This is a genomic window from Flavobacterium psychrotrophum (assembly GCF_003403075.1).
GTDB classification, from domain to species: Bacteria; Bacteroidota; Bacteroidia; order Flavobacteriales; family Flavobacteriaceae; genus Flavobacterium; species Flavobacterium psychrotrophum.
Genome location: NZ_CP031557.1, coordinates 2,386,239 through 2,411,293, shown reverse-complemented (window position 1 = coordinate 2,411,293; position 25,055 = coordinate 2,386,239). Strand labels below are relative to the sequence as shown.

17 protein-coding genes are annotated in these 25,055 nt (G+C 42.8%); 6 read left to right on the top strand and 11 right to left on the bottom strand.

Annotated elements, in window-relative coordinates; translation table 11 throughout:
* Positions 1–354 precede the first annotated feature (354 nt).
* The 3 genes from DYH63_RS10420 to DYH63_RS10410 all read left to right on the top strand — a co-directional run bounded on the left by DYH63_RS10420 (position 355) and on the right by DYH63_RS10410 (position 10,746).
* Positions 355–9,690: a T9SS type A sorting domain-containing protein gene (locus DYH63_RS10420; RefSeq protein WP_116788745.1), complete on the top strand. Its 9,336-nt coding sequence runs from the start codon at positions 355–357 to the stop codon at positions 9,688–9,690.
* A gap of 87 nt (positions 9,691–9,777) precedes the next feature.
* On the top strand, positions 9,778–10,341 hold the full coding sequence (locus DYH63_RS10415; protein ID WP_116788744.1) for a Crp/Fnr family transcriptional regulator: 564 nt from the start codon (positions 9,778–9,780) through the stop codon (positions 10,339–10,341).
* A gap of 75 nt (positions 10,342–10,416) precedes the next feature.
* Complete coding sequence (locus DYH63_RS10410; RefSeq protein WP_116788743.1) at positions 10,417–10,746, top strand: DMT family transporter; 330 nt, start codon at positions 10,417–10,419, stop codon at positions 10,744–10,746.
* 39 nt (positions 10,747–10,785) lie between these two features.
* On the opposite strand, the gene DYH63_RS10405 is transcribed toward DYH63_RS10410, so the two are convergent.
* Positions 10,786–11,220 carry a DUF1456 family protein gene (locus DYH63_RS10405; RefSeq protein WP_116788742.1) on the bottom strand — a complete coding sequence of 145 codons (435 nt, stop codon included), beginning with the start codon at positions 11,218–11,220 and terminating at the stop codon, positions 10,786–10,788.
* Positions 11,221–11,392: 172 nt separating this feature from the next.
* Here DYH63_RS10405 and DYH63_RS10400 point away from each other — a divergent pair, with 172 nt between their 5' ends.
* Positions 11,393–11,995, top strand: a complete 603-nt coding sequence (locus DYH63_RS10400) for a DUF4142 domain-containing protein (protein ID WP_116788741.1) — start codon at positions 11,393–11,395, stop codon at positions 11,993–11,995.
* A 42-nt stretch (positions 11,996–12,037) separates the two neighbouring features.
* A complete protein-coding gene (locus DYH63_RS10395) occupies positions 12,038–12,199 on the top strand; it encodes a lmo0937 family membrane protein (RefSeq protein WP_116788740.1) in 162 nt (53 codons plus the stop codon).
* Between the two features lie 269 nt (positions 12,200–12,468).
* On the opposite strand, the gene DYH63_RS10390 is transcribed toward DYH63_RS10395, so the two are convergent.
* The 10 genes from DYH63_RS10390 to DYH63_RS10345 form a co-directional block, all read right to left on the bottom strand.
* The gene (locus DYH63_RS10390; protein ID WP_116788739.1) at positions 12,469–12,696 is read right to left on the bottom strand and encodes a ferredoxin; all 228 of its coding nucleotides are present in this window, start codon (positions 12,694–12,696) and stop codon (positions 12,469–12,471) included.
* Complete coding sequence (locus DYH63_RS10385) at positions 12,696–13,952, bottom strand: U32 family peptidase (RefSeq protein ID WP_116788738.1); 1,257 nt, start codon at positions 13,950–13,952, stop codon at positions 12,696–12,698. The genes DYH63_RS10390 and DYH63_RS10385 overlap by 1 nt, the downstream gene beginning before the upstream one ends.
* 359 nt (positions 13,953–14,311) lie before the next feature.
* Positions 14,312–16,117, bottom strand: coding sequence for an acyl-CoA dehydrogenase FadE (locus DYH63_RS10380; RefSeq protein WP_116788737.1), 1,806 nt, complete (start codon positions 16,115–16,117; stop codon positions 14,312–14,314).
* A 77-nt stretch (positions 16,118–16,194) separates the two neighbouring features.
* Positions 16,195–16,563, bottom strand: a complete 369-nt coding sequence (locus DYH63_RS10375) for a four helix bundle protein (protein ID WP_116788736.1) — start codon at positions 16,561–16,563, stop codon at positions 16,195–16,197.
* A 38-nt stretch (positions 16,564–16,601) separates the two neighbouring features.
* Positions 16,602–17,783 (bottom strand): acetyl-CoA C-acyltransferase, encoded by a 1,182-nt coding sequence (locus tag DYH63_RS10370; protein WP_116788735.1) that lies wholly within the window; start codon positions 17,781–17,783, stop codon positions 16,602–16,604.
* A gap of 28 nt (positions 17,784–17,811) precedes the next feature.
* Positions 17,812–18,180 (bottom strand): four helix bundle protein, encoded by a 369-nt coding sequence (locus DYH63_RS10365; protein ID WP_116788734.1) that lies wholly within the window; start codon positions 18,178–18,180, stop codon positions 17,812–17,814.
* A 41-nt stretch (positions 18,181–18,221) separates the two neighbouring features.
* Positions 18,222–20,612 carry a 3-hydroxyacyl-CoA dehydrogenase/enoyl-CoA hydratase family protein gene (locus tag DYH63_RS10360; RefSeq protein WP_116788733.1) on the bottom strand — a complete coding sequence of 797 codons (2,391 nt, stop codon included), beginning with the start codon at positions 20,610–20,612 and terminating at the stop codon, positions 18,222–18,224.
* 52 nt (positions 20,613–20,664) lie between these two features.
* On the bottom strand, positions 20,665–21,117 hold the full coding sequence (locus DYH63_RS10355) for a MarR family winged helix-turn-helix transcriptional regulator (protein ID WP_116788732.1): 453 nt from the start codon (positions 21,115–21,117) through the stop codon (positions 20,665–20,667).
* A 400-nt stretch (positions 21,118–21,517) separates the two neighbouring features.
* Entirely contained in the window at positions 21,518–21,976 is a 459-nt protein-coding gene (locus tag DYH63_RS10350) for a nuclear transport factor 2 family protein (protein ID WP_240409097.1), read from the bottom strand.
* A gap of 149 nt (positions 21,977–22,125) precedes the next feature.
* The gene (locus tag DYH63_RS10345) at positions 22,126–22,869 is read right to left on the bottom strand and encodes an LEM-3-like GIY-YIG domain-containing protein (protein ID WP_205528310.1); all 744 of its coding nucleotides are present in this window, start codon (positions 22,867–22,869) and stop codon (positions 22,126–22,128) included.
* 147 nt (positions 22,870–23,016) lie between these two features.
* Here DYH63_RS10345 and DYH63_RS10340 point away from each other — a divergent pair, with 147 nt between their 5' ends.
* Complete coding sequence (locus DYH63_RS10340; protein WP_116788730.1) at positions 23,017–24,993, top strand: alpha-ketoacid dehydrogenase subunit alpha/beta; 1,977 nt, start codon at positions 23,017–23,019, stop codon at positions 24,991–24,993.
* The last annotated feature ends 62 nt before the right edge of the window (positions 24,994–25,055 follow it).

The window sequence follows — 25,055 nt, the reverse complement described above, 5'->3', positions numbered from 1 at the left end:
TGTAGGTAGATATGATATAAACTTTGTTTATTTCGCAATAATAATAAGTAATATTTAGTTAATGTTAGTCGAAAATTAATATTATGATATGTTTTATGGTTAATTGTTAATTTTGTTAAATGTATAAAATTTTGTTAAAAAATACCCATTGTTGTGTATTGAAAAATGATTTACTAATTGTTTCTTTGCGTAAGCCAACCATAACGACCAATGGTTTATACCGGATAGCATTAGTTTTCCTTAAATACTATGTTGCATTTTATATGCAGGCATAACTGCCTGCGCTTGTCAGGGAGAAATTGTGTCTGGTTTTTATGGGTGGAATTATTTTTTTTGAATAATTAACTACCATATATGAAACAAAAGTTACTTCTATTACTTCTCTTTTTTGGGGTACTCGCGAGTGCCCAAAATTTAGAACGCCATAACAATGGCCCCAGTAGGATTAGTGGTTCAGGTCTTTTTAAGGCCATTCCGCCAGATCCGTCAGCATCTTTAGCAAACCGGACGGCAACTCCGGCGGCACAACCTGCGGCATGTACTACGGCGCAGTATGGTCAATATCCCAGCGGTGTATACATACCAACTGATACCGGGAGTTTAGAAACCATTACCGCCTCTGCTTACGCAGGAGAGTTTTCGGTAGTGGCTGTTGCTGCCGGAAGATCGTATGTTTTTTCGAGCTCAAGAGCAGATTACATTACCATAGCTACTCCTACGGGTACTGTACTTGCTTCAGGTTTTACGCCTCTTAGCTGGACAAACAGCAACTACAATGGTAATATAAACTATTACCTTAACACAAACTCGTCTTGCGGAACCGAAAACGTAAGCCGTACCAGGTACATTACATCGAGTGCGGGAGGATGTAGTACACCATTCAACTTTAGCGCGACCAATGTTGGCCCGCATTCAGCTACGTTTACATGGAACCCAGTTGGAGGTAACGTTCAGGGATATCAGTTAGTTTTTACTGAGCTAAACGGCCTATCTCCTGATGATACTTACCCAAATGGTACAATTACAACAACTACAAATTCAAGCACATCAACCGGTTTTACAGAGTCTACCCGTTACTATGTATGGGTAAGGACTATTTGTAGCAACGGTAACAGCCCATGGGCTGCGCTTGAGTTTACAACAAGCCCTGCTACGGGCTGTACTGCCGGAACTTATGGGCAGTTTCCTTCAAACCCTTATACACCCCAGTGCACAGGTTCGCCTGAGAGCATTACAACAAGTGGTTATGCGGGCGAATATAGTGGTGTTAATATTACGGCAAACAAGAGATATACTTTTACCAGTAGTGTAACTACAGATCTTTTGACCATAACAAACGCTAACGGTGTAACAATTGCCTCTGGTTATACACCACTTGTTTGGAGCTCAGGCACGTATAATGGTACTGTGCGTTTCTATACGCATACTGGTTTATCTTGTGGTACAGCAGCTGTGTCAAGAACCAGGTTTGTACAGTGTGCTTCAGTTAACTGTGGCTCACCATCAAATTTTACGTTTAGCGACATTACTTCAAGTTCGGCTACAGTCAGGTGGGCAACAGGTTCACCAGCACCTTTGGGCTATCAGTACGAGCTTAGCTACAACAGCAGGCTTCCTTATGACGATGCTACCGAAGAAGGTGGTATCCTTACATCTGCGGGAGTAATAATAAATGATTTACCACCAAGTACAACATATTACATATTTGTAAGGTCGGTTTGTGATACCCAGGTGGGACCCTGGATTGCAGGCGGAAGTTTTACTACAAACCCTTCGCTAATATGTAATTCTGCAAGTTACGGTGTTTATCCCGATACTGCTTTTACCCCTTCATGCACAGGCGCTAACGAAACTATTGTTACAAATGCCTATGCCGGAGAACTTAGTTATGTAAACGTTACTGCCGGAAGGCAATATGTATTTAGCACTTCTGTTGCTACAGACTTTATTACCATTACTAATGCTGCGGGTAACATTGTATACGCTTCAGGAACAGGACCGGTAACATGGAGTTCTGGCAACGTATCTGGTAACATCCGTTATTTTATTCATGCTAATGGAAATTGCGGTAATGAAAATGTTAACAGGTCAAGATATATCAGGTGTAGTTCGTGCAACACCGTTGCTCCTATAGCTACTGCGCAAAACTTTTGTGGTACTACTACAGTAGCAAACCTTGTTGCAAGTGGTATTAACTTAAAATGGTATGCGTCAGCTACGGCTTCTACGGCTTTAACGTCAAATGCAGCAGTAAGCACAGGTACCTATTATGTATCTCAAACGGTAAACAATTGTGAGAGTAGCCGTACATCGGTTACCGTAATAGTAAATGCTGTGGCAGTTCCTACCGCATCTGATCTTCAGATTTGTGGAGGTGGTACTGTAGCTAACCTTGTAGCTACCGGTACTAACATTAAATGGTATAATGTTGACTTTGGAGGAAGCCCACTTGCTTCGACCACGCCACTTGTTACAGGATACTATTTTGCAACACAAACAATTAATGGCTGCGAAAGCCAGAGAAATGTAGTATATGTAACCGTAAGCGGATCTGCTACAGTTGCACCTGTAGTTTCTGCACAAAGTTTTTGTGGTAGTGCAACAGTTGCTAATCTTGTAGCAAGCGGCGTCAATATCAGATGGTATCGCGCTGCAACAGGCGGAACTGCTGTAACATCAAATACAGCATTAGTTTCTGGTGTTTACTATGCAACGCAAACGGTAAACGGTTGTGAGAGTAGCCGTGCCGGAATTTTAGTGACGGTAAATAATACTGTAATGCCGGAATCATCAGATGTACAGATTTGCGGAAGCGGTACTGTAGCTAACCTTGTAGCTACAGGTACTAACATCAAATGGTATAATGTTGACTTTGGCGGAAGCCCGCTTGCACCAACCACGCCACTTGTTACAGGATATTATTTCCCAACACAAACAATCAATGGCTGCGAAAGTGCCAGGAATGTAATTTATGTAACGGTTAGCGGATCTGCGGTAGCAGCTCCTACAGCAGTTGCCCAAACATTTTGTGGAGATAAATACATAATAGATATTGTAGCTAACGGTAGTAACCTTAAGTGGTATCTTGATGCTAACGGAGGTTCTTACCTTGACCCTTATACTGAATTAACTACCCGTACTTACTATGTGTCGCAAACGGTTAACGGATGCGAAAGTACCCGTAGAGCAGTTGCAATAACTGCAAATCGTACAGAGTATGCGAATACTACAAACCAAACCCTTTGTAGTGGTGCTACCGTGGCTAACCTTGTAGCTACTGGTACTGCTATTAAATGGTATAATGATGATAATGGTAACCCATTACCAGCTAATACGCTTCTTGCTACAGGTACTTATTATGTAACACAAACCGTAAATGGTTGTGAGAGTAACAAAGCTCAGGCTTATATAATCATAGGTTCATCTACAAACGCTCCTACAGCTGCTGCTACACAAAACTTTTGTGGTAGTGCTACAGTAGCTAACCTTGTTGCTAATGGTACTAACATAAAATGGTATACAGCAACTACGGGCGGAACAGCGCTTGTTGCAACTACAGCCCTTACAGCACGTACTTACTACGCATCGCAAACCGTTAGTGGTTGCGAGAGCCCACGTACTGCGGTGGTTGTAACATTAGGATCTACTATAGCGCCTACGGCATCTGCACAAACATTTTGTGGAGATAATTCATTAATAGATATTGTTGCTACAGGTACTAATCTAAAATGGTATCTTGCTGCTACAGGAGGTTCTGCTCTTGATCCGTTTACAGACCTAACAACCCGTACTTACTATGTATCGCAAACTGTTAACGGTTGTGAGAGTAGCCGTACAGCGGTTGCGGTAACAGTAAACCGTACACAATATGCTACTGTTACAAACCAAACCTTATGTAATGGCGCTACCGTGGCTAACCTTGTTGCTACAGGTACTGCTCTTAAATGGTATAACGATGATAATGGCAACCCACTACCATCTAACACGCTTCTTGTTACAGGTACTTATTTTGTAACACAAACACTAAACGGTTGTGAAAGTAATAAAGCACAGGCTTATGTAACAATTACTACAACGCAAATACCTAACGCTTCAGACCTTTTACTTTGTGGAAGCGCCACAGTGGCTAACCTTGTTGCTACAGGTACTAACATTAAATGGTATAACGTATTTACAGGCGGAACTGCTCTTGCTCCAACAGCAGCGGTTACTACGGGCACATACTTTGTATCTCAAACTGTAAATGGTTGCGAAAGTGCAAGAAATGCGGTTTCTATAACTGTTAATGCAACGGCATTACCTACAGCTGCGGCTCAAAACTTCTGCGGAAGCGCTACAGTTGCTAACCTTGTTGCTACAGGTAGTAACATAAAATGGTATAATACAGCAAATGGCGGATCAGCTCTTGCAGCTACTACAGCCATAACATCATCAGGAACATATTACGCTACCCAAACAGTTAACAATTGCGAGAGTGCAAGGGTTCCGGTTACGGTAACGGTTAATGCTGCTCCTCAGACTCCGGTTGTAACAATTACACAGCCAAACTGTGCATCTGCTACAGGAACTATTGTAGTTACTGCACCAACAGGTACAGGACTTACCTATAGCATTAACGGTACTACCTACCAGGCATCGGCTACTTTTGCAAATGTTGGGCCGGGAACATATAGTGTTACTGCTAAAAATGCAGCAGGCTGTATATCTACAATAAATTCAGCTATAGTTAATCCTGCACCATCTGCACCGGCAAGGCCAACAGTTACAGCTACACAGCCAACATGTGCTGTGAGCACAGGATCTATGGTTGTTAACACGCCAACAGGTACAGATTTAACTTTTAGTATTAATGGTACTACTTACCAAACATCAAATACATTTAGCAATGTTGCGGTAGGTACTTATAGCGTAACTGCTAAAAACTCGGCAGGATGTATATCATGGGCTGCTTCGGTTACCATCAATGCTGCCCCTGCAACACCTGCAACACCGGTTGTAACAACTACACAACCTACTTGTTCAGTTGCTACAGGTACTATTGTAGTTACTGCACCAACAGGTACAGGACTTACTTATAGTGTAAATGGTACTACGTATCAGGCATCGGCTACATTTGGAAACCTTGCAGCAGGTACTTACAGTGTAACTGCTAAGAATGCTACAGGATGTACATCGGCTGTAACTTCGGTTACAATCAACGCTGCTCCTGCAACGCCAACGGCTCCGGTAGTAACAATTACTCAGCCATCTTGTGCGGTTGCTACAGGAACAATTGTAGTAACATCGCCAACAGGTACAGGACTTACTTATAGTGTTAATGGTACGGCCTATCAGGCATCAGCTACCTTTACTGCACTTGCAGCAGGTACTTATAATGTAACGGCTAAAAATGCTGCGGGATGTATCTCTGCCGTAACTTCGGTTACTATCAATGCTGCACCTGCAACTCCATCAACTCCGGTTGTAACAACTACACAACCTACTTGTGCAGTTGCTACAGGTACTATTGCAGTTACTGCACCAACAGGTACAGGACTTACTTATAGTGTTAATGGTACAACGTATCAGGCATCGGCTACATTTGGCAGCCTTGCAGCAGGTACTTACAGTGTAACCGCTAAAAACGCAGCGGGATGTATCTCGGTTGTAACTTCGGTTACAATCAACGCTGCTCCTGCAACGCCTACGGCTCCGGTAGTAACAATTACTCAGCCATCTTGTGCGGTTGCTACAGGAACAATTGTAGTAACATCGCCAACAGGTACCGGATTAACCTTTAGTGTTAATGGTACAATCTATCAGGCATCAGCTACATTTACTGCACTTGCAGCAGGTACTTATAATGTAACTGCTAAAAACGCTGCGGGATGTACATCGGCCGTAACTTCGGTTACAATAAACGCAGCTCCTGCAACACCTGAAACACCGGTTGTAACAACTACACAACCTACTTGTTCAGTTGCTACAGGTACTATTGTAGTTACTGCACCAACAGGTACAGGATTAACGTTCAGTGTTGATGGGACAAATTATCAGACATCGTCTACATTTACTGCTCTTGCAGCAGGTACTTATAATGTAACGGCTAAAAATGCTGCAGGATGTATCTCGGCTGTAACTTCGGTTACTATAAACGCTGCTCCTGCAACGCCAACTGCTCCGGTAGTAACAACTACACAGCCGTCTTGTGCGGTTGCTACAGGAACAATTGTAGTAACATCGCCAACAGGTAGCGGATTAACCTTTAGTGTTAATGGTACAACCTACCAGGCATCGTCTACCTTTACTGCACTTGCAGCAGGTACTTATAACGTAACGGCTAAAAATGCTGCGGGATGTACATCGGCTGTAACTTCGGTTACTATCAACGCTGCTGTAGAAGTACCGGCTACGCCTCTTGTTACAGTTACACAGCCTGATTGTACTACATCTACCGGAAATATTGTGGTTACTGCACCATTAGGTACAGGATTAACATACAGTATTAATGGTACGGCTTATCAGGCATCTGCTATTTTTGCTACAGTTGTAGCAGGTACTTATAGTGTAACGGTTAAAAATGCAGCGGGATGTATATCTGCTGTAACTCCGGTTACAATTAACGCAGCGCCGCAAGTTCCGGCTACTCCGGTAGTTTCGGTTACGCAGCCTACTTGTGCTGCACCTCTGGGTACTGTAACTGTTACAGCACCTACAGGATTTACTTATAGCATCGACGGAACAAACTTCCAGGATTCAGCGGTATTATCAAATGTACTTCCGGGTACGTACCAGGTAACTGTTAAGAGTGCAGGAGGATGTACGTCTACAGCAACTGTAACAGTTAATGCTGCTCCGGCCGGCCCTCTTGCTCCAACGGCGGCTGCACAAATCTTCTGCGGAAGCGCTACAGTAGCTAACCTTGTTGCTACAGGTACTGCTGTTAAATGGTATGCTAACGCTACAGGCGGAACTGCCCTGGCAGCTACAGCTACACTAGCTACCGGTACATACTATGCAACGCAAACCGTAAATGGCTGCGAAAGCCCAAGAGTAAACGTAAACGTTACTATTACACCGGGTACAGTTCCTGCATTTGCAGCAGTTGCGCCTATATGTTCTGGTACTACGCTTGCGGCATTGCCTACAACATCTACAAACGGTGTTACAGGTACATGGTCTCCTGCGCTTAATAATACAGCGACTACAACCTATACCTTTACGCCTGCAACAGGACAGTGCGCTACTACGGCTACACTAACCATTACGGTTAATGCACCAACAGTACCTGCATTTGCAGCAGTTGCACCAATATGTTCTGGTGCTACACTTGCAGCGTTACCTACAACATCTACAAACGGTGTTACAGGTACATGGTCTCCGGCGCTAAATAATACAGCTACTACTACCTACACCTTTACACCTGCAACAGGCCAGTGTGCTACTACAGCTACGTTAACTATTACGGTTAACCCAATAGTAGTTCCTGCATTTGCTGTTGTTGCTCCTATATGTTCTGGTGCTACACTTGCAGCATTACCAACAACGTCTACAAACGGTGTTACGGGTACTTGGTCTCCTGCGCTTAATAATACAGCGACTACTACCTATACCTTTACACCTGCAACAGGGCAGTGTGCGGTAACAACTACGCTAACCATTACGGTTAACCCGATAGTAGCGCCAACATTTACAGCTGTTGCTCCTATATGTTCTGGTGCTACACTTGTTGCATTACCAACAACATCTACAAACGGTGTTACAGGTACATGGTCTCCGGCACTTAATAACACAGCGACTACTACCTATACCTTTACGCCATCGGCAGGACAATGTGCTGCTACGGCTACGTTAACCATTACTGTTAACGCGCCTACAGTTCCTGCATTTGCTGTCGTTGCCCCAATATGTTCTGGTGCTACACTTGCTGCGTTGCCAACAACATCTACAAATGGTGTTACAGGTACATGGTCTCCGGCGCTTAATAACACCGCGACTACTACCTATACCTTTACGCCTGCAACAGGACAGTGCGCTACTACAGCTACGTTAACTATTACGGTTAACCCAATAGTAGTTCCTGCATTTGCAGCAGTTGCTCCTATATGTTCTGGTGCTACACTTGCAGCGTTGCCAACAACGTCTACAAACGGTGTTACAGGTACATGGTCTCCTGCGCTTAATAATACAGCGACTACTACTTATACCTTTACACCTGCAACAGGCCAGTGTGCTGCTACAACTACGCTAACCATTACAGTTAACCCTGTAGTAGTTCCTGCATTTGCTGTTGTTGCTCCTATATGCTCTGGTACTACACTTGCAGCGTTGCCAACAACGTCTACAAACGGAGTTACGGGTACATGGTCTCCGGCGCTTAACAATACAGCGACTACTACCTATACCTTTACACCTGCAACAGGCCAGTGTGCTACTACAGTTACACTTACTATAGAAGTTACACCTGCTACAGTTCCTGCATTTGCTGTTGTTGCTCCTATATGTTCTGGTGCTACACTTGCAGCGTTGCCTACAACATCTACAAATGGAGTTACGGGTACATGGTCTCCGGCGCTTAACAACACAGCGACTACTACCTATACCTTTACACCTGCAACAGGCCAGTGTGCTACTACAGCTACGTTAACTATTACAGTTAACCCTGTAGGAACACCAACATTTGCAGCAGTTGCACCAATATGTTCAGGTGCTACACTTGCAGCATTACCTACAACATCTACAAATGGTATTACTGGTACATGGTCTCCGGCGCTTAATAATACAGCAACCACTACCTATACCTTTACACCAGAGAGTAACTGTGCAGATACCGTTACATTAACCATAGTGGTTAACCCTGTTGTAGAACCGGTATTTACAACTGTAGATGCTATATGTTCTGGTACTGTACTTGCTGCATTGCCTACAACGTCTGTAAACGGTGTTACAGGTACATGGTCTCCGGAGCTGAATAATACAGCTACGACTACTTATACCTTTACACCAGATGCAAACCAGTGTGCTGCTACAGCTACGCTTACCATAGAGGTTACTCCTGCTACGACACCAGAGTTTGCTGTGGTAGATCCTGTATGTTCAGGCGCTACGCTTGAAGCACTGCCTGTAACATCTACTAATGGTATAACAGGTACATGGTCGCCTGAGCTTAATAACACAGCGACTACGACGTATACCTTTACACCGGATGCAAACCAGTGTGCTGCTACAGCTACGCTTACCATAGAGGTAAATACACTTGATGCAACTACATCTTTAAACGCAGAGACCATTACAGCAATCCAGCAAGGTGCTACTTACCAGTGGGTAGATTGTGCTAACGGAAATGCAGTAATAGAAGGAGCTACAGATCAAAGCTATACTGCTACCGCAAACGGACAGTATGCTGTAATGATTGAGTTTAATGGTTGTAATGCAGTAAGCGAATGTGTAACCATTAGCACACTAAGCATTAAAAACCCAATTGTAAAAAATAACCTTGTCATTTATCCAAGCCCTGCAACTACAGTGCTTAACATAAAAACAGATGAGGTAATTAAAGCAGTTAAAATTGTTGACCTTTTTGGTAAAACAATATCGGTTACTAACTTCGCAGACAATAAAATTGACGTGAGGATATTAGAGGCCGGTGTTTATTTTGTAGAGATACAAACTACAGACAACAAGTATGTACAAAAATTTGTAAAAGACTAAGTATAGTCAATAGCATCTTATATAAGCCGGACAGTAATGTCCGGCTTTTTTGTTTTAGTTTTGCAGTATACCAAATATGCAAACACAATGGACTTTGATGAAATTCTTGATGGCATCTACTTGATTCCGCCTGCTTCTAAACAGGCTTTAAAGGAGCACCTGCATGAAGTTTCCTTACCCAAAGGGCACGTTATTATACATGCAGATACCGTAGAGAAGTCTATTTATTTTATAAAGTCAGGTATCGTTAGGGCATATTCTGAGAGGGGAGATAACCAGGTAACATTTTGGTTTGGCAAAGAAGGCGATACAGTAATATCAATGAAAAGCTTTGTTGCCGACGAAAAAGGATATGAGAGTATAGAGCTTTTAGAGGACTGTGAGTTATATAGGATGGAAGTTGAAAGCATCAGGAAATTGTATTATCAGGACATTCACATTGCAAACTGGGGCAGGAAGTTTGCCGAAGTTGAATTGCTCAAAGTGGAAGAAAGGCTTATAAGCAGGCAATTTCGTACGGCTTTAGAACGCTATAATGAAATAATTACCATGTATCCCCACCTTATACAACGTGTACAATTAGGACATATTGCATCATATCTCGGTATTACACAGGCAAGCCTTAGCCGTATTAGGGCAGAGATAAAATAACCATATTTTTTACCATTTGCAAAATTTGTTCCCAATGGCAATCCATAGCTTTGCCTCATAAAACAGAACAAAATTATGAATTGGATACTATTGATTATTGGCGGGCTTTTTGAAGTAGGGTTTACACTTTGCCTGGGTAAAGGAAAAGAAACAACAGGAACAGAATCATACCTTTGGTACACCGGCTTTATAGCATGCCTTTTTTTAAGTATGGGACTTTTGCTAAAAGCTACGCAAACACTTCCTTTAGGTACCGCTTATGCAGTATGGACAGGAATAGGGGCAGTGGGTACAGTATTGGTAGGTATCTTTGTTTTTAAAGAACCCGCCACGTTTTTACGCATGTTTTTTATTAGCACACTAATAGCTTCTATTATTGGCTTAAAAGTGGTGTCAACGCACTAAATGTATTTATTATAATAACCAAAAAGGATAAGCTTGCGCTTATCCTTTTTTATTTTTACCGTTGTTGAATTTTACCCTTTCAACTACAGGTTCTGGTTTTTTAGGTTTGGCAAAAGGGCCTTTTTGCTTTTTAGGTGCAGGCTTTTTTGCAGGGGCTTTACTTGCACGAGGTGCGTTATCGGCATCCTGAAGCCTCGGCGCAGTTTTTACGGCTTCTCTATTAGTATTAATAACGTCCTGCGGATTTTTAGGCGCTTCTTTAGTACCGCGCAGGTGAATGATAAGTGCATTTAAAAAATTGCGTAATACCTGGTCGCCACACTCCATATAGTTAGGGTGGTCTGTATTGCGAAAGAAAGCCCCAAGCTCTGCCTTAGAAATACGGAAGTCTACAAGCTCAAGGATTTCTACGATCTGGTCGTCGCGCAGTTGCAGCGCCACGCGCAGCTTTTTAAATACATCGTTGTTATTCATTTCATGTTTTTTGCAAAGGTAATCTTTTTGCCGGAAGATACAGCTACAAAATGCGTATGCCTGATTTGAAAACATTTAGCATTACCCTAACACTTATTGTGATATTGCTAACAGCACGGTGTATTTTAACAAAGTAATTTAGCATTATACAAAAACACAAAAATAACCTATCATGAAAAAGACCTCATTATTTAGCAAACTGTTTCTTGGAGCCGCTGTAGTTACCCTTTCATTAGGAGCAACTTCGTGCAAGCAGGAACCTAAAGCAGAAGACAGTAAAGAAGCCGCTGAAGAAGCCAACGAACAAACGTTTGACGATACAGCTAAAGACAGTCTGGAAGACGATTCTGAATACCTGGTATTTGCTGCTGACACAGACCTTAAGGAGATTGAGCTTGGTAAACTGGCACAAACTAAAGGTGTTCATGCAGAAACTAAAGCTTTTGGTAAAATGATGGCAGAGATGCATGCAAAATCTTTTGATGAGCTGAAAGCTGCTGCTGCTGCTAAAAGTATTACGATACCGCAAACACTTACTGAAGATGGTAACGATGACTTTAAAAGCCTTAATGATAAAACAGGGCATGACTTTGATAAAGCGTATGCCGATGCTATGGTAGACGGCCATGAGAAAGCAATAAGCAAGATAGAAAAAGCAGCTGAAAACGCTAAAGACCCGGATATCAAGGCATGGGCCGCAAAAATGCTGCCTAACCTTAGAAGCCACCTTGACCAGGCAAAAACGCTTCAGGCTAAGGTAGATGCTGCCAAATAATAAACCTGAATAACCTTATCTATAACCTAAAATATAAACGCTATGAGAAGTTTACTGTATATAATTGCCATACTACTGATAATTGGCTGGGCAATGGGAAGCTTTGCTTTTCATGTAGCCGGAAGCCTTATCCACCTGCTGCTTGTGGTTGCAGTCATTATGATCTTGTTTAACCTGATTAGCGGCAGGAGAAGGCCACTTTAATTCATCAGCCACTTTGGCAACTATGAGAACGCCGTTCGGTTTTAATAACCGTAACGGCGTTTTTTTGTTTTAAATATTTCTCGCTAAGGCGCAAAGCCGCAAAGCTTTGCGGCTTTATGCCTTTGCGAGAAAAAAATATTCAGGCTATTATGTATTTTCGTTTATTATAAGTTTAATGACATACTGAGAACATACAAAGCTTCATGCTCTTCCTAATACAGGTTTTTGATGTATAAAATTTATAAACTACTTGTGCGAAATATAAGCGTTTAAAATCGGATGGTTATAATTTTTACCGGGCAGGCCTTAGCGGCATTTTCGCAAGATGCTGTTTGCGTCATATCAGCCTCTTTCAGGGTAAAAAAACCTTTCTTTTCTACAGAATGCAGCAGTACCGATTTGCCATCTTTCCGGCTCATCACAAACTTTTCGGGAGCCAGGTCTGCACAGTAGTTACAGCCAATGCACTTGGCGCGTTGCAGGGTTATGGTAAGCATCAGTTGCTAGCATATTCAGTTCTTACCAGCTTGTACAGCTTATCTCCGGGGCGTATCCTGAAATCCAGAGGCAGCGTAATGTTGTCTCCTTTAGTGGCACGCTCTGTAACCGTATCATTTGCCATAAGGCTGCTAACGGTAGTTTCCTGTGCCCCGGTAGTAGGGCCGGTTATTAATATCTTATCGCCCACTGTAACATCATAAGCTTCAATAACAAATTCGCCAATATTTGCCTTCGGGAAAAAGTGCCTGCCTTTGCCAATGTAAACCTTTCTTTGCGTGGCCATACTGCCATTTGCGGTACTCCATTCGCCCAGTTTTTGCCCAAGGTAATAACCACTCCAAAAGCCCCTGTTGTACACGGTACTAAGGGTTTGCATCCACACATTAACCTTTTCTTTTGTAAAGGTGCCTGACGCCACTGCATCAATAGCTTCGCGGTAGCACTTTACAACGGTTGCAACATATTCAGGGGCGCGGCCACGGCCTTCCAGCTTTAATACTTTTACGCCACAGTCTATAATCTGGTCCAGAAAATCGAGCGTACACAGGTCTTTTGGCGACATCATGTATTCGTTGTCAATCTCTATCTCAAAACCACTTTCCTGGTCGGTTACTGTATATTTTTTGCGGCAGTTTTGCTTACACGCGCCACGGTTTGCCGATGAGTTATGCGAATGCAGGCTCAGGTAACATTTGCCCGAAACTGCCATGCACAGCGCCCCATGCCCAAAGATTTCAATCTCTACAAGATTACCCGACGGACCCCGTACATCATCTTTAGCTATTTGGGTAGTTATTTTTTTTACCTGGCTTAGGCTCAGCTCCCTGCTTAGTACAATGGTGTCGGCAAAAAGGGCATAAAACTTTACCGTTTCTATGTTGGTAACGTTTATCTGGGTGCTTATATGTACCTCAAAATTTATTTGCCGTGCGTAGGCAATAACAGCCTGATCCATAGCAATAACAGCAGTAATGCCTGCCGCTTTTGCCGCGTCTAAAAGCGTTTTGATCAGTGAGAGGTCATGGTCATAAATTATGGTATTGAGTGTAAGGTAACTACGTACATTTTTTTCGCTGCAACGGCGTGAAATTTCCACAAGGTCGTCCAGCGTAAAATTCATAGATGCACGTGCGCGCATGTTGAGTTGCTCCACGCCAAAATAGACCGAATCGGCGCCGTTATCCAATGCCGCCTGCAACGACTCAAAGTCGCCTGCCGGAGCCATAAGTTCAATCAGATTATTTTTTGTCATACCCTAAAATTTTGCGGGCAAAATTATAAGGCTGGCTTTTCATAAAACATGACGAAAATCATGTTTCAATTTTTTTGAGAAATGAGTGGGAGGGGAGCATTGCAGTGTACTGAAGCTGTTCTTTCAGGATAGTAAATTAGCAGTATTTTTTTAAGTTTCAATTTTCAGCCAGCCTAAAAGTCTAATTGTTTGAATATCAAAATGTCGATTTTTCAGAAATGCCTCACTTCGAAAAAAAACGCGAAATAAAAACACAGAATGTGGAAAATCATGTATAGTGCTTTACAAAAAGGCATAAAAAAGCCGCCCTGTAAGAAAGTTATCAACAGGGCGGCTACTTAACTTAAAAACAAAACATATTAAAATGGATAGGCATTTTCTGCCACAATTTTTGATGCAATAGTTTCACGAAGTGCAACTACATTTGGTAAGTTATTATATTTTGTAAAACGCTTAAGGCCCATCAGCATCATGCGCTGCTCGTCGCCTTCGGCAAAAGAGGCAATACCTTCTTTACCTTTAGTGTTTACAAGGTCCACCGCATGGTACAGGTACAGTTGTGCCATGGCTATTTGTTCTTTAACTGCCTCAGCACCTTTGTTTTTGGCAAGTTTCTCTGTACGCAGTATGGTAGACTCTGCCATATAAATTTCAATCAGGATATCAGACGCCGCCATCAGTAATTGCTGGTGTTCGTCAAGGGCAGGGCCATATTTTTGTACGGCGCTTCCGGCTACCATCAGGAACGCTTTTTTAAGCTTCACGATCATTTCCTTCTCTTCAGCAAAAAGCTCACTGTAATCGGGTGTGTCGAATGATGGTATGCCCATTAATTCTTCGGCTACTTTCATGGCCGGGCCCAGTAGATCAACGTGACCTTTCATAGCTTTTTTGATAAGCATACCTACTGATAACATGCGATTTATCTCATTGGTTCCCTCATAAATACGGGCAATGCGCGCATCCCTCCAGGCACTTTCCATTGGGGTATCTTCGCTAAAGCCCATACCGCCAAAGATCTGGATACCTTCGTCTGTACAACCCTGAACATCCTCACTTACAGCTACTTTAAGGATAGAACACTCAATGGCAAATTCCTCGACACCTTTAAGCTCGGCATCCTGGTGGCTCTCGCCATTCGCTACGCGGGCACTAATACGGTCTTCGATGTTTTTTGCAGCACGGTAAGCGGCACTTTCACCTGCATAACAGTTAGTTGCCATTTCGGCAAGCTTAGCACGGATGGCGCCAAAACTGGCTATCGGGGTTTTAAACTGTACACGCTCAGTGGCATATTTAGTAGCTCCGGTAATGGTGCGGCGTTGCGCGTCAAGACAAGCAGCAGCAAGCTTTATACGGCCTACGTTAAGGGCGTTCATGGCTATTTTAAAACCATTGCCACGCTCGCTCAGCATATTGGCAACAGGTACTTTAGTTTCGTTAAAAAACACCTGGCGGGTAGAGGAGGCACGGATGCCCAGTTTGTGCTCTTCCTCGCCAAGTGTTATACCGTTGGAGGGTTCATTTTCAACGATAAAGCCTGTAATATTTTTGTCGTCTTCGATACGTGCAAATACAATGAACACACTGCAGAAACCTGCATTTGAGATCCACATTTTTTGCCCGGTAATTTTATAATGTGTACCGTCTTCGCTTAGTACTGCTTTGGTTTTCCCTGAGTTAGCGTCAGATCCTGCGCCCGGCTCAGTAAGGCAGTAGGCACCAAACCACTCACCCGAAGCAAGTTTTGGTACGTATTTAAGTTTTTGTTCTTCAGTTCCGTAAAGCGTAATTGGCATAGTACCAATACCGGTATGTGCACCAAAAGCCGTTGAAAAAGAGCCTGTTGCCCCACTGATGTAATCGCAAACCAGCATGGTGCTTACAAAGCCCATACCCAGTCCGCCATACTCCTCGGGCACAGCCACACCCAGAAAGCCAAGCTCTCCGGCTTTGCGCATGCTTTCTTCGGTAAAGGCATAATCCTTCTTCTCAAAACGGTCTTTATTAGGCCATATCTCACGGTCTATGAACTCTTTAACCGAGTCGCGCATCATCAGTTGCTCCTCCGAAAAATCTTCAGGAGTAAAAATGTCCTCACTTTTAGTTTCTGTAACGAGGAACTGTCCACCACGGGCTAGTTGTTTTTCCAATGTATCAGCCATGACTTTATTTTTTATTTTAAATGATGAATTATAAATTTTTTAGAGACCCTTAGATGATAGATAATAGATGAAAGACCTTATTCGGTATCAAGAGTATTTTGAAAAGCCATAGTCATCCGTTGAAATTCTTCTATTTTATTTTCAATGTTTTGTGTTACTTCATTTGAAAAATATTGTCTGTGACAGGCAAGTAACAATTGAGTTTGAAGCTCAAAAGATGAACCTAATGCGATGTCTATAAAATGCTTAAAAGATTTATTCGTACGGCTTGAACCTTCAGCTATATTCGATGGAATAGAAATAGAGCACCTATCCATCTGGCTTTTAAGTCCGAACTTCTCATGTGCAGGAAACGTATCGGTAAGATTTAATATAGTTTTTGCTATATCCATACCTAACTGCCATATCTTCATTTTTTTGAAGTTGTGCCGTTTAAATTCACTCATAGGCGTCTATTATCTATCATCTTTTATCTGTCGTCTTCTTAAAAAATCTCAAATACTCCCGCAGCTCCCTGCCCGGTACCTACACACATCGTTACCATACCGTACTTACTACCACGGCGTTTGGCTTCGTCAAACAACTGAACCGAAAGTTTAGCTCCGGTACAGCCCAGTGGGTGGCCAAGAGCGATGGCACCACCATTAACATTCACAATATCTTTATTGATGCCCAGCTCACGAATCACGGCAAGTGACTGAGAAGCAAAGGCTTCGTTAAGTTCTATAAGCTGAATGTCTTCTAATTCAAGACCTGCTTGTTTAACCGCTTTCGGGATGGCTTTAACCGGGCCAATACCCATAATACGCGGTTCTACACCTGCGGCTGCGTAACTTACCAGACGGGCAATAGGCTCAAGTTTAAGTTCTTTCACCATATCCTCACTCATTACCAGTACAAAAGCAGCACCATCGCTCATTTGAGATGATGTACCTGCGGTAACGCTGCCATCGGCTGCAAAAACCGGACGTAGTTTACCTAATGCCTCTACCGATGTATCGGCACGCGGGCCTTCGTCTTTGGTAACGGTATAGCTGCGGTTGGCTTTTTTGCCGTTTGCGTCTACATATACTTCATCAACCGTAATGGGAACTATCTGGCGGTCAAATTTGCCTTCAGCCTGTGCTTTAAGGGCTTTTTGGTGCGACTGGTAGGCAAACTCATCCTGGTCGGCACGGCTTACGTTAAACTGCTTTGCAACAGCTTCTGCGGTAAGGCCCATACCCCAGTAATAGTCTTCGTGGCCTGCCTTGGCTGCCTGATAATCCGGTACGGGCTTGTAGCCTCCCATAGGGATATAGCTCATGCTCTCTGCACCACCGGCAATGATGCAATGCGCCATACCACTTTGTATTTTGGCGGTAGCCATAGCAATGGTTTCGATACCCGAAGCGCAGTAACGGTTTACCGTAACACCCGGAACATCATCTACCTTAAGCCCCATAAGAGATATAAGGCGCGCAAAGTTTAGTCCCTGTTCGGCCTCCGGCATGGCGTTACCCACCATCACGTCGTCTATACGGGTTTTGTCAAACTCCGGCAGCTCATTAAGCATGAACTGTATGGTTTCTGCGGCCAACTCGTCGGGCCTTTTAAAACGGAACACACCTTTTGGCGCTTTGCCCACGGCAGTCCTGTATGCTTTTACTATATATGCAGTTTTCATAATTGTATTAAGTATCAAGAATTAAGTATTAAGATTGAATAGCAGGTTGACTGAGGCTGCGTTGCAAAGCAAAATTCATGTTGCAAACTTCAACTATATCAGTAATTAACTGCTTTATCCGTTCTTCCTGAATTAAATTTAATCGTTGTAATAGCATCAATTGTGTAATAAGTTCAAAAGACGAGCCATTTGCAATACCTAAAAACTGTACAAACTCTTTTTTAGAATTTCTACCTGAACCCTCGGCAATATTTGAGGGAATTGATACAGCGCATCTCTTTATTTGCGATATCAGGTTAAACCTTTCATCATATGGAAGTTCTGCTGAAATCTTGTAGACTTTTTCTGCTATATCCATTCCTTTTTGCCAAATTTTCAATTTTTCAAACTGGTGCATAAGGTGTGCCTGTCTTTGTACTTAATACTTAATTCTTGATACTAATTTCTTAGCGGTTTACCTTTCGTTAACATATACTGTATTCTTTCAAGAGTTTTACGTTCTCCCGTAAGCGATAAAAATGCTTCACGTTCAAGGTCTAACAGATACTGCTCAGTAACAAGAGTTGCTTCACTTAGATCGCCGCCTGCCATAACGTAGGCCAGTTTGTTGGCAATCTTTTTATCGTGTTCGCTGATGTAGTTACCTGCTTCCATACTGTCCGTCCCAACAAGGAACATACCCAGTGCCTGCTTGCCCAGTACCTTAACGTCTTTGCGTTTTACAGGTTGGGTGTAGCCTGCTTCTGCCAATAGTTTAGCGTGCTTTTTGGCTTCGGCCAACTGTCTGTCTTTGTTTACTACAACCACGTCTTTCCCTTTTTGTAGTATGCCAAGGTCATACGCTTCGTAAGCCGATGTTGATACTTTAGCAGTACCAATAGTCAGGAAGTATTCCTGTAGTACATTCAGTTCTACATCGTTTTTATGGAAGGTGTCAGATGCACGCAATGCCATCTCTTTAGAGCCACCGCCGCCGGGAATAACCCCAACGCCAAATTCAACCAACCCGATATAGGTTTCGGCCGCAGCCACAACCTTATCGGCGTGCATGCTCATTTCGCAGCCACCGCCCAGTGTCATGCCATGTGGCGCAACCACAACAGGGATAGATGAATAGCGTACCCTCATCATGGTGTCCTGGAACAGCTTAATGGCCATATTAAGCTCATCATATTCCTGCTCTACCGCCATCATAAAGATCATGCCAATGTTAGCACCTACTGAGAAATTAGCCGCCTGATTGCCTATTACAAGGCCGTCGTATTCTTTTTCGGCAAGGTCTATGGCTTTGTTAATGCCCTGAAGCACATCGCCGCCTATGGTATTCATTTTAGACTGGAACTCCAGGTTGATGATGCCGTCGCCCAGGTCCTGGATAATGGCACCGCTGTTGCTCCATATTTTTTTACTCTCGCGAATGTTGTTCAGGATAATGAACGCATCCTGGCCAGGCACTTTTTTATGTGATTTCGATGCTATATCGTAAAAATAAGTAGCACCATCTTTAATGGTATAGAAGCTTTTAATGCCTGCTGCAAGCATATCAGTTACCCATGCAGCCGGTTCCAGCCCTTCGGCTTTCACCAGTTCAATACCTTTTTCTACACCTACGGCATCCCATATTTCAAACGGGCCATTCTCCCAGCCAAAGCCGGCCTTCATGGCATCGTCTATCTTATAAAGGTCATCGGTAATTTCTGGCACGCGGTGGCTTACATAAGCAAAAGTACCTGCAAAATTTTTGCGGTAAAACTCGCCAGCCTTGTCCTGACCGCCTACCAGTACCTTAAAGCGGTTGATGGGCTTATCAATGGTTTTAGTAAGCTCAAGCGTAGCAAAAGACGCTTTTTTAGGCGCGCGGTATTCTAATGTATCTAAATCAAGCGAAAGGATATCCTTATCTACCTTTTTGTAGAAACCCTGACCAGATTTGCTACCCAGCCATTTGTTTTCCATCATTTTGTTGATGAAATCCGGCACCTTAAACAGTTCATGAACCTCGTCGTCAGGGCAGTTTTCATAGATACCGTTAGCAACGTGTACCAGTGTGTCTAATCCTACCACATCTACCGTACGGAAGGTGGCACTCTTAGGCCTGCCAATAACAGGGCCGGTAAGTTTATCAATCTCCTCTACGGTAAAGCCCATTTCCTTAACTTGGTGGAAAAGGCTCATGATGCCATAAATACCTATGCGGTTACCAATAAAGGCAGGGGTATCTTTAGCTACTACCGTGGTTTTACCCAGGTACTGCTCGCCATAATTATTCAGGAAGGCCAGTACTTCGGTCGAAGTTTGTGGTCCCGGAATGATTTCGAAAAGTTTTAAATATCGTGGAGGGTTGAAGAAGTGTGTGCCGCAAAAATGTTTCTGGAAATCTTCGCTGCGGCCTTCGCTCATAAATTTAATAGGGATACCCGACGTATTTGATGTAATCAGCGTTCCGGGTTTTCGGTATTTTTCAATTTGTTCAAATACCTTTTGCTTAATGTCAAGCCTTTCTACTACTACCTCAATAACCCAGTCAACATCGGCTATTTTGTGCAGGTCGTCTTCGGTATTTCCGGTAGAAATGCGCGAAGCAAACTTTTGGTGGTAAATAGGGGAGGGTTTGCTTTTTAGGGAGTTTGCTAAATGGTCGTTTACAATACGGTTACGTACCGCTTTACTCTCCAGCGTAAGCCCTTTTTTTTGTTCTGCTTCTGTCAGTTCCCTTGGCGGGATGTCTAATAGTAGCACTTCTACGCCAATATTGGCAAAATGGGCGGCAATGGCGCTACCCATAACGCCGGAGCCTACTACGGCTGCCTTTTTAATAATGCGTTTCATTTTTTATTGTTCGAAGTTTGTGGTTTATAGTTTATTTTTTGCAGCCGTATTACTACTTGCTGTCGTTGTCATTGTTGTAAATCTGGCGTTCGGCAATCAGCTCATTAATCTTTTCGGCAACCTCTATAAAAGCGTCCAGTTTTTCCTGGGGTATATGCTCTTTAATGGCCTCGTTAAAGGTGAGTACGCGGTCTTTACTAAGGTCGCGCTTTTCCTTGCCCAGTTTTGTAAGATGTATTAGTACACCACGGCCGTCTACCGGATTTTTCTTCCGGATTATCAGGCCTTTTTCTTCCATGCTTTTTAGCGTGCGGGTAAGGCTCGTAGGCTCCATACCCATTTGCGGACCCAGTGCTGTACTGGGTATGCCGTTCTCTTTATCGATGCTTAAAAGAGCAAACCCTACCGACATGCTTGCGCCGTATTTAGCCGCTTCTTCATTGTACATTCGCGATACGGCCTGCCAGGTTGCCCTTAATATATAGTCTATTGTTTTCTCTTTCATGGGACTTTGTGTTTCAAATATACAAAAAAAAATAGTATGCACGCATATTAAATTAAAAATATTTTTGTGTTGCCTGTAAAAATATGCGGCATTAATTATGGTTAATGTAATGCAGGCATAGTAAATGTAAGGATTTTATTTGAAAAGGCTAAAAGTTTAGAGAGCCCAAATAGCTAATAGATTGATAAATTATTACGTATTTTCTGTTAACCGGTTGGTTTAAAATACTTAGAATTTATTTATGGCTCAATGTGCCGCAAAGAGTGTAAGAAATCAATGTTTGAAAATACCCAAATAAAGCCTTACACTCTGGGTTTATATGGCAGCACGTATGATGAAAGCTTAGACAAAACATCTGCTTTCAATTGTAGATGATAATAGTATATGCTCGGACTTTTTACTACCCAATTTCCATAGCCTGTATCAGTCCGTCTGTAATAGTATAAATATGCTTAACCGTACCGTCAAAAAGTATGGTGCCGCTTAGGTCTTTTACTACCTGTTGCACTTCAACGTCTAAACGGCCATCGGGCAATTCGGTAATGTTTACAGGGTCTACCTTTGGGTTAATCTCGCTCCACTGGCGTGTCCAGTATTCGCGTATTTCGTCGTGCCCGGTTACAAAGTCGCCTTCAAAGGCTTTTGGCCAGCGCACATCGTGGTGCATAGTGGTTAGGGCAGTGTCTATATCGCGGCTGTTAAAGGCGGTATAGGCGGTGTGGATTAGGTTGTGTGGCATGGTGTGTTTTTGTTTTGAGCTAAGGTAGGGAAATTTGGTTTGTTGTTTGGCTATATGGTCGCCATTATTGATGGTGCGGATTTTTAATCCGTACCTGTAAAGTTGGGTAATAATAAGCACGGATTACAAATCCGCGCGATCTGGGGTTATTGTTTAGCTATATAGTCACGGTTGTTGATGGCGCGGATTTGTAATCCGTGCCTGTAAAGTTGGGTAATAATAAGCACGGATTACAAATCCACGCTATCTGGGCAATACCCGTAATGTTATTACTTTTTAAAATTATATTTTATAGGATAGGCAGCTCCTCTTTTTCTGAATTCATCAGGAATTCTTTTTCCTATATACATTTTTTTGATATCATCATCAGCTTCATCTCCGTGAAAACCATAACGACTATTAGTATGGTTCGTGAAATTTGGGAAATATTGTTTTCTAGCAAGTTTCCACTCTTTAGCAATATATACTCCCCTAATTATCCCTTTATCAACTGCTAGAATATATTTCGCTTTATTTGCTCTTTCTACATCAATCTTCCATGCAAATCTTACGGCATCATAAATACTAAGGTTGTTAGCGGTTTTATTAATAGTAATCATTACGACTTCATGGTTTAATTCTGCAGTTTCTGCAGCATATCTAATTATTATTTCATCTGTACTCGACAGACCGAATTCCAATCCTGATCCGGAATTAATATTTGTTGCCTCAGTATAGATATCTATCAATGCTGCTTCAACATCGACTGCTGAATTTTGATCTAATCCATGTCGATGTACCATGTGTATAACCTCCAATCCTTCTTTGTGGATTTCCAGTATTCGACTTAACTTTAAGCTAATTTCATCTTCATTTGTTTCTTCAACTAATTTTAAAGCTCCGGCTGCATGTTGAAAAATTCTATTTCCAACACCTCTTCCAACATAAAATGTTTCATTATTTCTTGGGTCAATTAGTCTGTAAACGTAATTTTTAAGTTGAACAATAACTTCTTCTGGAAATTTCTTATACATAATTCGTAAGTTTTATCTGTAAAAATAGAACATTTTTTCCTACAAAAATTACGGGTTTCCTTATTCTGAATTATTTTTTCTTAACACCATCTTTGCGAATTGTTATTTTATTACTTTTGATAAAATATAGATAATTCAAAAAACCTCATGAATTTCGACAGAAAACAACTGAGTAATGAACAATTACTTGATTTATATAAAAAATTAATAAAACCCAGGTTAATCGAGGAGAAGATGCTCATCCTTATCCGCCAGGGCAAAGTATCAAAATGGTTTAGTGGCATAGGGCAGGAGGCCATATCAGTAGGTGTTACCGCTGTGCTGCAACCAGACGAATACATCCTGCCTATGCACCGTAACCTGGGCGTGTTTACCGGGCGCGACATACCACTATACAGGCTTTTTAGCCAGTGGCAGGGCAAGGCGAATGGTTTTACTAAAGGCCGCGACCGATCGTTTCACTTTGGTACGCAGGAATATAAAATCATTGGTATGATCTCGCACCTTGGTCCGCAATTAGGTGTGGCCGACGGTATAGCACTTGCTAATAACCTTAAAGAAAACGGTAAAGTTACCGCTGTATTTACAGGTGAGGGAGCTACCAGCGAGGGCGATTTTCATGAGGCGCTTAACATTGCCGCCGTGTGGGAACTGCCGGTGCTGTTTATAATCGAGAACAATGGCTACGGACTTAGTACGCCAACTAACGAGCAATACCGCTGTACCAACCTTGCCGATAAGGGCATAGGCTACGGTATGGAAGCCCATATTATAGACGGTAACAATATCTTGGAAGTCTATACACAGTTAGATGCTATAGTGGCATCGATGAGAGAAAATCCACGCCCGGTATTGTTAGAGTTTAAGACCTTTAGGATGCGCGGGCACGAAGAGGCGAGTGGTACTAAATATGTTCCGCAGGAATTGATGGATGCCTGGGCGGTAAAAGACCCGGTAGAAAATTACCGCAAATATCTTAAAGCCGAAGGCATACTTACAGAAGACCATGACGATATAGTACGCGCCGAACTTAAGGCCGAAATAGACGAACATTACCAGCGTGCTTCGGCAGAGCCGGCTATTGAAGCTGATTTGAGCGAAGAATTAAATGATGTTTACAAACCGTATGGTTTTGAAGATGTTAAACCCGGTTCAGAAACTGAAAATATCCGCCTGATAGATGCGATATCCCAAGGGTTGGCACAGAGTATGGAGCGCCATGATAACCTGGTTATTATGGGGCAGGACATTGCCGAATATGGTGGTGCCTTTAAAATTACCGACGGTTTTGTAAAGCGTTTTGGTAAGGACAGGGTGCGCAATACGCCCATTTGTGAGTCGGCCATTGTGTCGGCGGGCATGGGGCTTTCCATCAACGGTTATAAGTCGGTTATCGAAATGCAGTTTGCAGATTTCGTGTCGACGGGCTTTAACCCAATCGTGAATTATTTAGCTAAAGTACACTACCGCTGGCAGGAAAACGCCGATGTTGTAGTGCGTATGCCGTGTGGTGCGGGCGTGCAGGCGGGACCGTTCCACAGCCAGACAAATGAGGCGTGGTTTACTAAAACACCGGGGCTTAAAGTGGTGTACCCTGCATTCCCGTATGATGCCAAGGGGCTTTTGGCGACTGCCATAAACGACCCTAACCCGGTGATGTTCTTTGAACACAAAGCCCTCTATCGCAGTTCGTACCAGGATGTTCCTAAAAACTACTATACATTGCCATTTGGTAAGGCTTCACTTCTACGGGAGGGAGAAGACGTTACAATAATCTCATTTGGTGCAGCAGTACACTGGGCATTGGAGACTTTAGATAAAAACCCGGATATCAAAGCCGACCTGCTCGACCTTCGTACCTTGCAGCCATTAGATACCGAAGCTATTTTTGCATCAGTTAAAAAGACAGGTAAAGCTGTCATTCTGCAGGAAGACAGCCTCTTTGGCGGTATTGCCAGCGATATTTCATCCATGATCATGGAGCAGTGTTTTGAATATCTCGACGGCCCCGTAAAACGCGTTGCCAGCCTTGAAAGCGCTATACCATTTACAAAGGCATTAGAAGACCAGTACCTACCTAAAGGGCGTTTTGAAACAGAATTGAAAGACTTATTAGCTTATTAACGATACTTTCAGGTAATTGAACGTTTATACTTCACAATCGCGGATTCAAACAGATACCATAT